Raw genomic sequence first — 14810 nt, forward strand, 5'->3', positions numbered from 1 at the left:
CTCAGGCCTCGGTCGACTCGGCGGCGGCCTCAGCCTCGTCCGCCTTCTTGTCGGCCTTCTTCTTCTGCGTGATGGCCTCGCCCTTGGTCTCGCCGATGCCCTCGAGGGCCTTGGCGAACTCCTCGAAGGAGCGGCGCTTGTCTTCCTTGGTGGCCGGCTGCAGCAGCGGCGCCGGGGCCGGCAGGCCCTTGTGCTTCTGCCAGTCGCCGGTCAGCTTCAGGATGGCGAGGACGGCGTCGGTCGGCTGGGCGCCGACGGACAGCCAGTACTGCGCGCGCTCGGCGTTGACCTCGATGCGCGAGGGGTTGTAGGTCGGCTGGTAGATGCCGATCTCCTCGATCGCGCGGCCGTCCCGGCGGGTGCGGGCGTCGGCGACGACGATGCGGTAGTGGGGAGAGCGGATCTTGCCGAGGCGCTTGAGCTTGATCTTGACTGCCACTGGAGTGGTGTCTCCTGAACTTGACGTGGTTGGGCACTTGAGATGCCACGTGGGGTTGCGGTACTCGGGTGCCCGATGGACGCGTCAGCCGGAGGAGAGAGGGGTCCTATGCGACTGTCGAGTACAGCTTGTCATTGTGCCACATGCCGACGGCGCCTCCTCCCCGGGGCCGGTGATCAGTGGCACACCGCCCCGCGGCGCCACCCGCCGCCGGCTCAGGAGGCGGCGGCGGAGACGGCGACCTCGGGAATGCGGAACGGCTTCATGCAGCCGCCGCACACGATCGGGGCCTGGGCCAGCACGGAAGGGACCACCCGCACGTTGCGCCCGCAGTCGCAGACCGCCTTGACGCGCACGCCGCCGCCCGAGGAGCCGTGCCGTGCGGCCGGCCCGCGGAAGCTGCGTTTGGTGTCGGCGGCCGTCGCGACGGTGTGGGCCTTCAGTGCGCGCTGCAGCCGCTCCATGGTGGGGCGGTAGCGCTTCTTCGCCTCGGCGTTCAGCGTGACCAGCGAGAAGCCGCTGCTCGGGTGCGGCTCGTCGGAGTGGTCCAGCCCCATCTCCTCGGCGATCGCGAGGAATCTGCGGTTGTGGTAGCGGCCGGCCCGGGAGGTGTCGCGCACTCCGCGGGCGGCGGCGATGCCGTGGACTGCCTCGTGCAGCAGTCGCTCGAAGGAGAGCTCGGCGCCGCAGGCGGACGAGGACTCTCCGATCAGGGATTCGGGGGCGGCAAGATCGGGCAGCTCGGGGTGGTGCCGCTGAATGTCGGCCCACGCCTGCGCCAGCTCTGCGGCGAGAACAGGTGGTGTCGTGCTCACGTCGTGACAACGAGCCGAGGGGCCTCGGTGTTCCGATTCCGGGCCATTCCAAATTTTTTGCACGTACCAGTCAGTTCCGCCTGATGCGTCCCGACGAGGACGGGTGCGCCGATCCCAGGAGGAGTCGGTACGTAACGACGACCGGAACACCTCAGCCCCGGCGCGCGGCTCGTGCCGCACACCGGGGCTGCGTCAGGGATGCCCTGCGTCGATCACCGACCGGCGATCAGTACGAACGCGCGACGATCGCGAGCGTACCGGGCGCGTCGTCCGACTCCGGAACCGACCCGTCCTCGGCGATCAGGCACCGCACGGTCACGGCCTGCTCGCCCAGCTTGGCCTCGCCCTCCGGACCCAGCACGTCCCACGGGATCCGCGCCCAACCGCCGGCGACGGCGGCCTCGGCGGCCTCCTCCAGCGTGGACACGTCGGTGGTGCGGGCCACCCGGCGCTCGCGGGACTCGCGCAGCAGCTGCGCCTGGTCCTCCTCCAGCACCTTGGGCAGCAGGTCCACCAGGGCGTCGATCTGCACCGGCTCCTTGCCGCCGGGGATCCGGCGGGCCAGCATCGCGGTCCCCGCCTCCAGGTCGCGCGGACCGATCTCGATGCGCACCGGGACGCCCTTGAGCTCCCAGTCCACGGCGCGACGGCCGAAGGGGACGTCGACCCGGTCGTCGACCTGGACCCGCAGGCCGGAGGCCTTGAGGCGGTCACCGAGCTCGCGCACCTTGGCCACGGCCTCGTCGCCCTTGATCGCCATGACGACGACCTGGACGTGGGCCAGGCGCGGCGGGACCCGCAGGCCGTTGTCGTCGCCGTGGGACATGATCAGACCGCCGACCATGCGGGTGGAGACGCCCCACGAGGTCTGCCAGACCAGCTCCTGCTTGCCCTCCTTGGACAGGTAGGAGGTGTTGAACGCCTTGGCGAAGTTCTGGCCGAGCTCGTGGCTCGTGCCCATCTGCAGCGCCTTGCCGTCCCCCATCATGCCCTCGAGGGTGAGGGTGTTGATGGCGCCGGCGAAACGCTCCTTGGGGGTCTTGCGGCCCAGCACGACGTCGATGCCGAGCACGTTGGTCATGAAGTCGCCGTACACGTTCCGGTGGATGTACGCGGCGTAGTCGCGGGCGTCCTCGTACGTGGCGTGGGCGGTGTGGCCCTCCTGCCAGAGGAACTCACTCGTACGGAGGAAGACGCGGGGACGCATCTCCCAGCGCACCACGTTGGCCCACTGGTTGATCAGCAGGGGCAGGTCGCGGTAGCTCTGCACCCACTTCGAGAAGTAGTCGTTGATGATCGTCTCGGAGGTGGGGCGGACGACGACCGGCTCCTCCAGCTCCTTGCCGCCGCCGTGCGTGACCACGGCGAGCTCGGGGGCGAAGCCCTCGACGTGCTCGGCCTCCTTCGTCAGGTAGGCCTGCGGGATGAACATCGGGAAGTACGCGTTCTGGGCGCCCGACTCCTTGATGCGGGCGTCCATCTCCTGCTGCATCCGCTCCCACAGCCCGTAGCCGTACGGTCGGATGACCATCGTGCCGCGCACTGGGCCGTTGTCGGCCAGTTCGGCCTTGTTGATCAGATCCTGGTACCAGCGGGGGAAGTCCTCCGCCTGGGGGGTGAGAACGGGAGCCTTTGCCATGGCGCGAATGGTACGGCGCCGGGCGCTGGATCCGTGAATCGGGTGGCGCACTCCTCTGGACGCGGGGGCGAATGGGGAGTTCTCTGGCAACGGGGGCAAGGGGGCGACAAGGAATCAGGAGCGCTCTTTCGATGACACCGACGCCGACGCCGACACTCGCCGCCCGGGACTGGGCGGAGATCCAGGAGCGGATGCTCGTACCGCTGTACGAGGCGGTCTTCGACCGGCTGGAGATCGGGCCGGGCGACCGGCTGCTCGGCCTGGACTGCGGGGCCGGGCTGGCCCTGCTGCTGGCCGAGGGGCGGGGAGCCGCCACCACGGGCGTGGAGGCTGACCCGTCCCGGCGGGCGCTGGCGCGCGAACGGCTGCTGGAGGTGGGGGTGACCCCGCCGGCGGGCGTCCTGCCGTACGACGTGCTGCTCGGCTTCTCGACCTCCCCCACGACCCTGGCAGCGGCCCTGCCGGCCGTCCGGCGCGGCGGGGCGGTGGTCCTGGCCGGGTGGGGCCCGGCGGAGCGCTGCACCGTGCCTGCGGTGCACGGCTGCGGGCCGGTCACGCAGGACCTGGACGCGCTGGTGGCGGAAGCCGGGCTGGTCCCGGACGGGTCGGGGCGGGTGTTCTGCCCCTTCGGGTACGCCGACGCGGACAGCGCGGTCCGCGGCCTGCTCTCGACCGGCCTGTACGACCGTTCGTGCGACCCGGCGCAGGTCGAAAAGGAGCTGGCCGAGGCGCTCCACCCCTACGAGCGGGCCGACGGCGCCGTCTGGCTGCCGAACATCTTCCGCTACGTGATCGCCCGCGTGCCCTGACGCGCGCGGTGGCGGCCCCTGCCAGGGGCCGCCGGCGTCACTTCGCCAGGCGGGGGATGCCGGCCGCGGCGTACGCGGCGGGCTCGTCCAGCGTCTCGTTCGCCAGCAGCGCCTCGGCGAGGGCGTCGAGTTTCGGCCGGTGTTCGCGCAGCAGGCGGCAGGCCTCCACGTAGCACTCGTCCACGATCCGCCGCATCTCGTGGTCCACCGCGTCCAGCGTGGCCGGGGCCGCCACCAGGCCGTACGGGCTCTGCGGGTCCGACGGGATCGCGGTGAGCCTGCCGATGCGCTCGCTCATGCCCCACCGGCCGACCATGCCGCGGACGATGCCGGTGACCTGTTCCAGGTCGTTCTCGGACCCCGTGGTGACGACGTCGTACACGGTGTGCTCGGCCGCCATGCCGCCCAGGGCCCCGATGATCCGGCCGCGCAGGTACTCCTCGGTGTAGGCGTAGCGGTCGGCCTCCGGGGTGGACAGGGTGACGCCGAGCGCCCGGCCGCGCGGGACGATCGTGATCTTGCGGACCGGGTCGGCACCCGGCTGGAGCATGCCGAGCAGGGCGTGCCCGCTCTCGTGGTACGCGGTGCGCCGACGCTCCTCCTCGGGCATGACGAGCGCCCGCTCCGCGCCCAGCTGCACCTTCTCCAGGGCCTCGGACAGATCGGCCCGGGTGACCGTCTCCCGCCCCCGCTTGACGGCCAGCAGCGCGGCCTCGTTGGCGAGGTTGGATAGCTCGGCGCCGGTCATGCCGGGCGTGATGGCGGCCACGTGCCCCAGGTCCACGTCCGGGGCGAGCGGGATCTCGCGGGTGTGGATCCGCAGGATCGCCTCGCGGCCCCTCTTGTCGGGCGGGGAGACCGTCACGGTGCGGTCGAAGCGGCCGGGGCGGGTGAGGGCCGGGTCCAGGACGTCGGCCCGGTTGGTCGCGGCGATCACGACCACGCCCTCGGAGCCGGAGAAGCCGTCCATCTCGGTCAGGATCTGGTTGAGGGTCTGCTCGCGCTCGTCGTGGCCGCCGAGGCCGCCGCCGGCGCCCCGGGCCCGGCCGATGGTGTCGATCTCGTCGATGAAGATGATCGCGGGCGCGACCTTGCGCGCCTCCGCGAACAGCTCCCGGACCCGGGAGGCGCCGACCCCGACGATCATCTCGATGAACTCGGAGGCCGACGCGGAGAAGAACGGCACGCCCGCCTCGCCGGCGACCGCGCGCGCCAGCAAGGTCTTGCCCGTGCCGGGCAGGCCCGAGAGGAGGACGCCGCCGGGCATCCGGGCGCCCATCCGGCGGTACCGCTGCGGGTCCTTGAGGAAGTCGACGACGTCGTTCAGCTCACCCGCTACCTCGTCGATGCCCGCCACGTCCTCGAAGGTGGTGCGCTTCGCGCCCTCCTCCAGCTCCACGGGCCGGGGCGGCGTCTTTCGGCCCAGCGCGCCGAGGCCGCCGCCCATCGCCGAGCCCATCCGGCGGGCGATGAACACCCACAGCAGGATCAGCAGCAGCATCGGGGCGAGCGAGAGGAGCAGGTTGGCCAGGAAGCTGCGCTGCACGACCACCGGGGAGGCCGTCACGTTCACGTTCTGCTTGGTGAGGTTGGCCCACAGGTCGTCCTCGGCGAAGGCGGGCCGCTGGGTGACGAACTTCGTGTAGTCGCCCTTGTCCTCGCCGCCGTCCTCCGGCAGCTGCTGCTTCGCCTTGAGCTCGCCCTGGATGGCGTCGCCCTTGGAGTAGATCTTCGAGACGTTCCCGGCCGCGACCTGCTTGCTGAACTCGGTGTACGAGATCGTCGGCTCGTCGCCCTCGTTGAAGAACGACAGCACCAGGTTGGTCACCAGGAAGACGACCAGGGCGGCGAGGATCAGCCCGCGCCAGCCGCCGGGCATCCGCTTCCTCGGCGGCGGGGTGGGCGGCGCGCCCTCGGACCGCCAGGGGGTGTCGGCCCGGTCGCGGGGCGGAGCGGGGGTGGGGCTGGGCACCGTGGCCTCCTTACTGCGTCCCCCCGGCCGACCATAAGGGATATTCCGGACCACGGCTTCCGGACGTCCGCGGCGGCCCCGGACGCGCACGGGCCCCGACCGCATCCCGCGGCCGGGGCCCGTGCGCAAGGCTCAGCGCCTCCCCGTGAACCGGTCCACGACGTGGTTCACGGACTACTTCATGAACTTCTTGAACTCGTCCGGCAGGTCGAAGTCCTGGCCCGACTGGCCGCCGGCCGGCAGGCCGAAGGGGCTGCCGGCGCCGGCCGGACCGCCCTGCGCGGCCTGCTCGCGGCGGGTGGCCGCCTCCAGCTCCTCCTGCTTGCGCTTCATCGGGTTGCCGCTCTTGCGCTTGCCCTTGGCCTGCTTGGGCTGCTTCTTCTGGCGGCCGGGGCCGCCGCCCATGCCCGGGATGCCCGGCATACCGGGCATCCCGCCGCCCTGGGCCATGCGGGACATCATCTTGCGGGCGTCGAAGAACCGCTCCACGAGGTTCTTGACCGCGCTGACCTCGACACCGGAGCCCTTGGCGATACGGGCGCGGCGCGAGCCGTTGATGATCGTCGGGTCCTGGCGCTCGGCCGGGGTCATCGACTTGATGATCGCGGCGGTGCGGTCGACGTCGCGCTCGTCGATGTTGTTGATCTGGTCCTTGATCTGGCCCATGCCCGGCAACATGCCGAGGAGCTTGGAGATGGAGCCCATCTTGCGGACCTGCTCCATCTGGGCCAGGAAGTCGTCGAGCGTGAACTCCTTCGGCCCCTTGGCGAGCTTGGCCGCCATCTTCTCGGCCTCGGCCTGCGAGAAGGTCTTCTCGGCCTGCTCGATGAGGGTGAGCATGTCACCCATGTCGAGGATCCGGCCCGCCATGCGGTCGGGGTGGAAGGCGTCGAAGTCGTCGAGCTTCTCGCCGTTCGAGGCGAACATGATCTGCTTGCCGGTGACGTGCGCGATGGAGAGCGCGGCACCACCGCGGGCGTCGCCGTCGAGCTTGGACAGCACGACGCCGTCGAAGCCGACGCCGTCGCGGAAGGCCTCGGCGGTGTTGACCGCGTCCTGACCGATCATCGCGTCGACGACGAAGAGGATCTCGTCGGGGTTGATCACGTCCCTGATGTCCGCGGCCTGCTGCATCATCTCGGCGTCGATGCCGAGGCGGCCGGCGGTGTCCACGATGACGATGTCGTGGACCTTGGTCTTCGCGTACTCGATGGAGTCCTTGGCCACCTGGACGGGGTCGCCGACACCGTTGCCCGGCTGCGGCGCGTAGACGGCCACCCCGGCCCGCTCGGCGACGACGCTGAGCTGGTTGACGGCGTTCGGGCGCTGGAGGTCGCAGGCGACGAGCAGCGGGCTGTGGCCCTGCCCCTTGAGCCAGAGGCCGAGCTTTCCGGCGAGGGTGGTCTTACCGGCACCCTGGAGACCCGCGAGCATGATCACGGTCGGGGCGGTCTTGGCGAACCGCAGGCGGCGGGTCTCGCCACCGAGGATCGAGACCAGCTCCTCGTTGACGATCTTGAGCACCATTTGGCTCGGATTCAGCGCCTTGGAGACCTCGGTCCCCAGCGCCCTTTCCTTGACGTTCTTGATGAACGACCGGACCACGGGGAGGGCGACGTCCGCTTCGAGAAGCGCGATACGAATCTCCCTGGCCGCGGAGTCGACGTCCGCCTCGGACAGGCGCCCCTTGCCTCGCAGGGTCTTGAAAGTACTCGCCAGGCGGTCGGAGAGAGTATCGAACACGGCGCTCGCTGGTCCTTGGGGTCGGGGACGTTGAGAATCGCCCTCCAGGGTATCCGCCCGCGCGGACGAATAGGCCCCGCCTGTCGGATGGGGCAGGCGGGGACCCTTGGGCCCCCGCCCTCGTGGGGAGCAAATCCGCGAGGCCGTCACCCCGGACGACATCCTCGGGTCATCCCCCGCAGACGCGGGGAGCAGTCCTCGCTGATCTTCAGGGCGTGCCGTCCCGGTGGGCCGTCCCCGCTGGCGAGAGGGTCGTGATCCGTGAACGAGCAGCCGCCCCGAAGGGTCACACCGAGCTGAGTGCCGACTCGACCGAAGCCGCCACGGTGGCCGCGTCGGCCGGGTCGAGGGGCTTGCCCTCGGCCGACGTGACGTACAGCGAGTCCACGGCGTTCGCACCCAGGGTCGAGACGTGCGCGCTGCGGACCCGCACGCCCGCCCCCTCCAGCGCCCGACCGATGCGGTGCAGCAGTCCGACCGCATCGGGCGCGCGCACCTCCAGGACCGTGGCCAGGGAGGAGACCTCCGGCACCACGGAGACCCGGGGCGGCGGCGGGACCACCCCGCGCCGCCGCGGGTACGCCGCCTCCCGGTCGGCGAGCTTCGCGGAGACGTCGAGGGAGCCGTCCAGGGCCCGGACCAGGTCGGTGCGGAGCCGGGCGGCCTCGGGCAGGGCGCCGTACTCGGCGGCCACCCGCCAGCGGAGCACGAGGACCTCGCCGAGGTGGTCGGGGAGGTCCAGCGCGCGCAGGTCGGCGGCGCGGACGGTGAGCCGGTGCAGGGCGAGGACCCCGGCCACCGCGGGCAGCACGCCCGGCTGGTCGGGGACGGCGACGGCCAGCTCCACTCCGACGGCGTCCTCCTCGTGCCGGGCGTGCAGCGCGAGGACGGGTTCCGCGGTGCGCAGGGCCTCCACCGCGAGCCGTTCCTCCTCGGCGGAGGGCGCCGGGTCGGGCTGCCCCGGTACGGGGGCCCCGCCGAGGACGGCCGTGACCCGCCGGACCAGGTCGGCGACCAGGGAGGCCCGCCAGGCCGACCAGGCGGCGGGGCCGGTGGCGAGTGCGTCGGCCTCGGTGAGGGCGTGGAGGAGTTCCAGCGTGCCGGAGGTGCCGACGGCCTCGGCGACGGAGCGGACCGTGGCGGGGTCGTCGAGGTCGCGCCGGGTGGCGGTCTCGGCGAGCAGCAGGTGGTGGCGGACCAGGGTGGCCAGGACGTCGGCGTCGGCCGGGTCGAAGCCGACGCGTACGGCCGTGTCGCGGGCGATGGTCTCGCCGACGACGGAGTGGTCGCCGGGCCAGCCCTTGCCGATGTCGTGGAGCAGGGCCGCCATCAGCAGCAGGTCGGGGCGGCCGACGCGGCGGGTCATGGCGGAGGCGCGGACGGCGGTCTCCACGAGGTGCCGGTCGACGGTCCAGGTGTGGACGGGGTTGCGCTGGGGGCGGCAGCGGACCCGTTCCCAGTCGGGCAGGAGCGTGGAGACGATGCCCTCGGCCTCCAGGGCCTCCCAGACCCCGATGGTGGGCTCCCCCGCCCCCAGCAGGGTGAGGAGCTGTTCGCGGGCCTCCGCGGGCCAGGGCGTCGGCAGGGGGCGGCTCTGGGCGGCGAGGCGGCGGACGGCGTGCGGTGAGACGGGCAGCCCGGCCTGGGCGGCGGCAGCGCCGAGGCGCAGTGCGAGGACCGGGTCCCGTTCGGGGCGGGCGGCCCGGGCGAGTACGGCTTCGCCGTCGGACTCGACGACGCCCTCGGCGAGCGGGGCCCGTTCGGGGGTGGCGGCACGGGGGCCGAGGAGTCCGCGCAGTCGGGGCCGGGCGGCGCGGGCGCGCAGGACGCGGCCGACCTCGCGCCAGGTGACGTCGGTGGCGTAGGCGACGGTCCTGGCGGCCTCGTAGACCTCGCGGAGCAGCGCGTCCGCGTCGAGCAGTCCGAGGCGGGCGGCGACCTGGTCCTGTTCCTGGAGTGCGAGCCGGTCGCCGGAGCGTCCGGTGACGAGGTGGAGGGCGTCGCGGGCGTCGAGCAGGCGGCGGCGGGCGTCGGCGAGTCCCTCGCGGGGGGCGTCGGCGAGCCAGGAGGCGGCGACGGCGCGCAGGGCGGTGATGTCGCGGAGGCCGCCGCGGGCCTCTTTGAGGTCGGGTTCGAGGAGGAAGCGGAGTTCGCCGGCCCGGTCGGCCCGTTCGCGGCACATGGCGTGGAGCCGGGGCAGCCGTTTGGGGGCGTGGTTGCGCCAGTCGGCGAGGACGGAGGTGCGCAGGCCGGTGAGGAGGCCGAGGTCGCCGGCGACGGGGCGGGCGTCGAGCAGTCCGAGGTGGACCTTGAGGTCCTCGGCGGCGGTCTTGCGGGCCTCGCCGGGGGTGCGGACCGAGTGGTCCAGGGAGAGGCCGAGGTCCCAGACGGGGTACCAGATGCGGTCGGCGAGCCGGGCCAGGTCGGCGGGTGCGGCCTTGCCGTCGTGGAGCAGGAGCAGGTCGAGGTCGCTGCGGGGGGAGAGTTCGCCGCGCCCGTAGCCGCCGACGGCGACGAGGGCGGCGCCGCGTACGCCGGTCTCCCGCGCGGCGGTGGTGAACAGGGCGTTCAACCAGTCGTCGGTCAGCCCGGCCAGTGCGGAACGCCGCGACGGCCCGGACCGCGACTCCTCCTGGAGGAGTCGCAGCCGGGCCGCGGCGTAACCGCTGGGTCCCGGGTCGGAAGTGCCCGTGGTCTTTTCGACGCTCGTCACCCAGGGTCTCCCGTCGCCTAGAGCGCTTCGGCGCCGCGCTCGCCGGTGCGGACGCGGATGAGGGCGTCCACGGGGACGCTCCACACCTTGCCGTCACCGATCTTGCCGGTGCGGGCGCCCTTCACCAGGATTTCCATGACCGACTCGGCGTCGTCGTCCTCGACGACGACCTCGATGCGGATCTTGGGTACGAGGTCCACGGTGTACTCGGCACCGCGGTAGACCTCGGTGTGGCCGCGCTGGCGGCCGTAGCCGCTGGCCTCGGAGACGGTCAGGCCCTGCACTCCGTACCGCTGGAGGGCGTCCTTGATCTCGTCCAGCCGGTGCGGCTTGACGATCGCGGTGATCAGCTTCATGCGTCAACCTTCTTGCTCGCGGCGGCGGGGGCGGGGGTGGGGGCGGTGCTCCGGGTGGAGGTGCCGCCTCCGGCCCCGCTGAAGTCGTAGGCGGTCTCGGCGTGCTCGACCTGGTCGATGCCGGAGACCTCGTCGTCCTCGGTGACCCGCATCCCCATCGTCCTGTCGAGGAGGAAGGCGAGCACGGCGGACGCGACGAGAGAGTAGGCGAGGACGGAGAAGACGCCCACGGCCTGCTTGCCCAGCTGTTCGAGGCCGCCGCCGTAGAAGAGGCCGGCCACGTCGGACTGGACTCCGCCGGTGGCGAAGAAGCCGACGAGGAGGGAGCCGACGATGCCGCCGACGAGGTGGACGCCCACGACGTCGAGGGAGTCGTCGTAGCCGAACTTGTACTTGAGGCCGACGGCCATGGCGCACAGCAGGCCGGCGATGGCGCCGATGGCGATCGCGCCGAGCGGGGAGCAGGAGCCGCCGGCGGGCGTGATGGCGACGAGGCCGGCGACCGCGCCGGAGGCGGCGCCGAGGGTGGTGAAGGAACCGTGGCGCAGCTTCTCGTAGGCGAGCCAGGCGAGCATGGCGGCGGCGGTGGCGACCTGGGTGTTGAGGAACATCACGGCGCCGACGCCGTCGTCGTTGCCGAGCCAGGATCCGGCGTTGAAGCCGAACCAACCGAACCAGAGCAGGCCGGCGCCGAGCATGACGAGGGGGAGGCTGTGCGGGCGCATCGGGTCCTTCTTGAAGCCGACGCGCTTGCCGATGACGAGGATGACGGCGAAGGCGGCGGCGCCCGCGTTGATGTGGACGGCGGTGCCGCCCGCGAAGTCGATCACGCCGAGCTCGAAGAGCCAGCCGCCGGGGGCCCAGACCCAGTGGGCGACGGGGAAGTAGACGACGGTCACCCACAGGGCGGTGAACAGGGCCCAGGCGCTGAACTTGACGCGGTCGGCGAGGGCGCCGCTGATCAGGGCGGGGGTGATGACGGCGAACATGAGCTGGAAGACGGCGAAGACGTAGACCGGGATGGTGTAGCCGTCCCACAGCTCGGTGATGCCGATGCCGCTGAGGCCGAGGTAGTCGGAGGACCAGCCGATGACTCCGCCGGTGTCGGCGCCGAAGGCGATGCTGAAGCCGTAGAGGACCCAGAGGACCGTGACGATCCCGAGGCTGATGAAACTCATCATCAGCATGTTGAGGCTGCTCTTGACGCGGACCATGCCGCCGTAGAAGAAGGCGAGTCCCGGGGTCATCAGCATGACCAGGGCGGAGCAGATGAGCATGAACCCGGTGTTCGCGGCGGAGAGCGTCGGGGCGTCTGCCGCGAGGGTCGTGATGGCTGATGCCATCGGCGTCTCCTCGTCGTCGGTACGTTCGCGTGCGGGCGATCGTGGAACGTGCAGCGGCGCAGGGCGTGGGCCGGGGGTGGGCCCGGTTCCTGAGGGCTGGCCGGTTAATGGCCATGAGATTCGCGCAGGCCGGTTTCCGGCGGCGCCGCTCGATGTTTCGCGCCCGTGACGAAGAGGTCGGACGTGTTACGCGTCCATGAACGGACGGTTCGGTGGAGCCGGCCGCGGCAGCACCCGGGAGTCCTGGCTGGGGGAGCCTGATCGGGCTTCACGGGGTGTCTGCCGCGGCCGGGGCCTCGGGGGGCGGCCGGGGTGGGGCCGTCAGACGGCCGCGGCGGCCTCGGGGAGGCGGGCGGCGAGGTGGTCGGTGAGCTGGACCACCTCGGCGACGTCGCCGTACTCACGGGCGGCGTTGTCGACGGTCTTCCGCAGCCGGGTGTTCACCCTTTCGGACCGGATCTTTCCGGCCACTTCGAGGGCGCGGTCGACGAGGACGGCGGCCTGCTCGGGCTCGCGCTGGAGCAGGTGCACCGTGGCCATGCCGATGAGGTTGAGGGCGTAGGAGCGCTGGTGCACGTCGTCCTTGCCGAAGAGTTCGACGGCCCGCTCCATGACGGGTTCGGCGAGGGAGGCGTACATGGGGCTGCGGCCGGCGACGTAGGCGAGGTCGCGGTAGGAGTGGGAGTTCTCGCCGTTGAGTTCGGCCTCGGTGAAGAAGCGGATCCAGTCGGGCTCGGGCTCGGCACCGAAGGCGATGTCCCCGAAGGTGTCCTCGGCCATGCGGACGGCCCGCTTGCAGCGGCTGGGCTGGCCCATGTTGGCGTAGGCGCGGGCCTCCATCGCATACAGCATGGCCTGGGTGCGGGGGCCGGCGCAGTCGCGGCTGCCGTACTGGGCGAGGTGGATGAGCTCCAGGGCGTCCTCGGGGCGGCCGAGGTGGATCATCTGGCGGCTCATGTTGGAGAGGATGTACGAGCCGAGCGGCTTGTCCCCGGCCTCCTTGGCGGCGTGCAGGGCGAGGACGAAGTACTTCTGCGCGGTGGGGTGCAGCCCGACGTCGTAGCTCATCCAGCCGGCGAGTTCGGCGAGCTCCGCGGCGACCTTGAACAGCCTTTTCATGACGGGGGCGGGGTGGGTCTCCTGGAGCAGGTCGGTGACCTCGTGCAGTTGGCCCACCACGGCCTTGCGGCGCAGTCCGCCACCGCACTGGGCGTCCCACTGCCGGAACATCACGGTGGTGGATTCGAGGAGGTCGAGTTCCGGTTCGGACAGCCGGGGCGGGCGGTGGCCGCTCAGCGCGCCGCCGGAGCCGGGCTCGCGGACGGCCGGGTCGGCGGCCGGTACCGGCACCAGCCAGCGCTGCATGGGTTCGATGAGGGCGGGGCCCGCGGAGAGGGTGAGGGAGGTCCCGAGGAAGCCGCGGCGGGCGAGCATCAGGTCGCTGCGGGAGAACTCGCCGAGCAGTTCGACGGTCTGCGGGCCGGCCCAGGGCAGGTCCACGCCGGAGACGGAGGGCGTCTGGTGGGCGGTGCGCAGGCCGAGCGACTCGATGGCGACGACGGAGCCGAACCGCTCGGAGAACAGCTCGGACAGGATGCGCGGGACGGGCTCGCGGGGCTGTTCGCCGTCGAGCCAGCGGCGCACCCGGGAGGTGTCCGTGCTGATGTGGTGGGCGCCCATCTGCCGGGCGCGCCGGTTCACCTGGCGGGCGAGCTCGCCCTTGGACCAGCCGCTGCGCACGAACCAGGAGGTCAGCTGTTCGTTGCGGGCGGCCGGGCCCGGGAGTTCTGGTTCTCCGCTCGTTCCGCTTGCGCCGTTGCCGCTCACTGGAACGCCCCCATCCGCTCAAGTCCGTTCTCACGAAACCCTGGCCGGGGCGGCGGGCGCCGCCGGGGACCTTCACAGGTCCTTCACCTCTTGCCTCCGGCATAACCACATTCGGGTCCGCCGTTCGGGTTCGTGCACCGAAAGTAATCCTACGATCACCCCCAGGGCGAGGCCGATCGTCGAAACGCCACCATTCGCCACCCCTTGGTTCGAAGAAGCCACCCGCCAGGCGCGATTCACTTGGCAGCGAGGCAAAAACGATCGGTTGGACGGGAGTGCGCTCGGGGCGCGCGCGGCGAGGAGTGCGCCGGGCGTACCGCCGGAAACCGGGCCCGGCCCGCATCCGCCGACGTCGTAACCACCGGCGCATCCAACCCGTTGGAGGGGGCATGGGCATGGGCTTCACGATCGGCGGCAGCCGCAGCACCAAGGAATTCCGCTCGGGCGCCCGGCGCCGCGGGCGGGCGTCGGAGTGCACGGCGGTGGCGGAGTACACCGGGCTGTGGGGCTGGGACGTGGTTCCCGGCGCCCGGGCCGCGGCGCCCGCCCGCAACTGCTCCTGCGGCCACGCCGCCTGCCCCGCACCGGGGGCGCATCCGCTGCCGCTGGCCCCCACGGTCAAGGCGGGCGCCACCCTGGACGAGGTCACGGCCACCTGGGGCGAGTACCCGGGCGCGGCGGTCCTGCTGCCCGTGGGACGCGGCTTCGACGTCATCGAGGTCTCGGAGGAGGCCGGGCGGCGGGCGCTGGTCCGGCTGGAACGGATGGGGCTGCCGCTCGGGCCGGTGACCGCGACCCCGGACGGCCGGGCCCAGTTCTTCGTGGCCCCCGGCGCGGCGGCCGAGCTGCCGCAGCTGCTGTACCGGATGGGCTGGGACGACGCCGACCTGGACCTGCGCGCCCTGGGGCAGGGCGCCTTCGTGACCGCCCCGCCGTCCGACCACGCCGGCCTCGGCCCGGTCGGCTGGCTGCGCCCGCCCGCGCTCGACTCGGCGGGCGACCCGCCGCAGGCCAGGCTGCTGCTCGGCACCCTCGCGTACATCTGCCACCGGCTGCGGCGGTAGCGCCCCCCACCGCCCAGGGGTCCCGCGGGCCGGCCCGCGGCGCACGTGCAGGCGCCCCCGCGTTCCGTGCGGAACGCGGGGGCGCGGCGT

General features: G+C 72.3%; 11 protein-coding genes. 2 read left to right on the forward strand and 9 right to left on the reverse strand.

Translation table 11 applies throughout. The features are described from left to right. Position 1 precedes the first annotated feature (1 nt). From rpsP to proS, 3 genes are all read right to left on the reverse strand, one after another. Positions 2 to 439, reverse strand: coding sequence for a 30S ribosomal protein S16 (gene rpsP, locus ACFV7Q_RS16240; RefSeq protein ID WP_179176226.1), 438 nt, complete (start codon positions 437 to 439; stop codon positions 2 to 4). 215 nt (positions 440 to 654) lie between these two features. After that, positions 655 to 1254, reverse strand: coding sequence for a hypothetical protein (locus ACFV7Q_RS16245; protein ID WP_385428850.1), 600 nt, complete (start codon positions 1252 to 1254; stop codon positions 655 to 657). Positions 1255 to 1480: 226 nt separating this feature from the next. After that, on the reverse strand, positions 1481 to 2893 hold the full coding sequence (proS, locus tag ACFV7Q_RS16250) for a proline--tRNA ligase (protein ID WP_385428851.1): 1413 nt from the start codon (positions 2891 to 2893) through the stop codon (positions 1481 to 1483). Between the two features lie 131 nt (positions 2894 to 3024). Between proS and ACFV7Q_RS16255 the strand changes: the two genes are divergently transcribed. After that, complete coding sequence (locus tag ACFV7Q_RS16255) at positions 3025 to 3702, forward strand: SAM-dependent methyltransferase (protein ID WP_385428852.1); 678 nt, start codon at positions 3025 to 3027, stop codon at positions 3700 to 3702. Positions 3703 to 3739: 37 nt separating this feature from the next. On the opposite strand, the gene ftsH is transcribed toward ACFV7Q_RS16255, so the two are convergent. The 6 genes from ftsH to ACFV7Q_RS16285 form a co-directional block, all read right to left on the reverse strand. Continuing rightward, a complete protein-coding gene (ftsH, locus tag ACFV7Q_RS16260; protein ID WP_385428854.1) occupies positions 3740 to 5674 on the reverse strand; it encodes an ATP-dependent zinc metalloprotease FtsH in 1935 nt (644 codons plus the stop codon). Positions 5675 to 5848: 174 nt separating this feature from the next. Next, a complete protein-coding gene (ffh, locus tag ACFV7Q_RS16265; RefSeq protein WP_385428856.1) occupies positions 5849 to 7417 on the reverse strand; it encodes a signal recognition particle protein in 1569 nt (522 codons plus the stop codon). A 286-nt stretch (positions 7418 to 7703) separates the two neighbouring features. Further along, complete coding sequence (locus ACFV7Q_RS16270; RefSeq protein ID WP_385428857.1) at positions 7704 to 10130, reverse strand: [protein-PII] uridylyltransferase; 2427 nt, start codon at positions 10128 to 10130, stop codon at positions 7704 to 7706. A 17-nt stretch (positions 10131 to 10147) separates the two neighbouring features. Beyond that, positions 10148 to 10486 (reverse strand): P-II family nitrogen regulator, encoded by a 339-nt coding sequence (locus tag ACFV7Q_RS16275; RefSeq protein ID WP_179176219.1) that lies wholly within the window; start codon positions 10484 to 10486, stop codon positions 10148 to 10150. Next, the gene (locus ACFV7Q_RS16280; protein ID WP_385428859.1) at positions 10483 to 11829 is read right to left on the reverse strand and encodes an ammonium transporter; all 1347 of its coding nucleotides are present in this window, start codon (positions 11827 to 11829) and stop codon (positions 10483 to 10485) included. The genes ACFV7Q_RS16275 and ACFV7Q_RS16280 overlap by 4 nt, the downstream gene beginning before the upstream one ends. A gap of 321 nt (positions 11830 to 12150) precedes the next feature. After that, positions 12151 to 13656, reverse strand: coding sequence for a hypothetical protein (locus tag ACFV7Q_RS16285; RefSeq protein ID WP_385428861.1), 1506 nt, complete (start codon positions 13654 to 13656; stop codon positions 12151 to 12153). A 395-nt stretch (positions 13657 to 14051) separates the two neighbouring features. On the opposite strand from ACFV7Q_RS16285, the gene ACFV7Q_RS16290 reads away from it, so the two are divergent. Then, on the forward strand, positions 14052 to 14720 hold the full coding sequence (locus ACFV7Q_RS16290) for a bifunctional DNA primase/polymerase (protein ID WP_385428863.1): 669 nt from the start codon (positions 14052 to 14054) through the stop codon (positions 14718 to 14720). The last annotated feature ends 90 nt before the right edge of the window (positions 14721 to 14810 follow it).

It is taken from the genome of Streptomyces sp. NPDC059851 (assembly GCF_042732005.1).
In the GTDB taxonomy this organism is placed as follows: domain Bacteria; phylum Actinomycetota; class Actinomycetes; order Streptomycetales; family Streptomycetaceae; genus Streptomyces.

Coding starts and splice junctions, on each gene's coding strand:
- ACFV7Q_RS16290 (WP_385428863.1), top strand. CDS start 14,052: ATGGGCTTCACGATCGGCGGCAGCCGCAGCACCAAGGAATTCCGCTCG.
- ACFV7Q_RS16280 (WP_385428859.1), bottom strand. CDS start 11,829: ATGGCATCAGCCATCACGACCCTCGCGGCAGACGCCCCGACGCTCTCC.
- ACFV7Q_RS16275 (WP_179176219.1), bottom strand. CDS start 10,486: ATGAAGCTGATCACCGCGATCGTCAAGCCGCACCGGCTGGACGAGATC.
- ACFV7Q_RS16255 (WP_385428852.1), top strand. CDS start 3,025: ATGACACCGACGCCGACGCCGACACTCGCCGCCCGGGACTGGGCGGAG.
- proS (WP_385428851.1), bottom strand. CDS start 2,893: ATGGCAAAGGCTCCCGTTCTCACCCCCCAGGCGGAGGACTTCCCCCGC.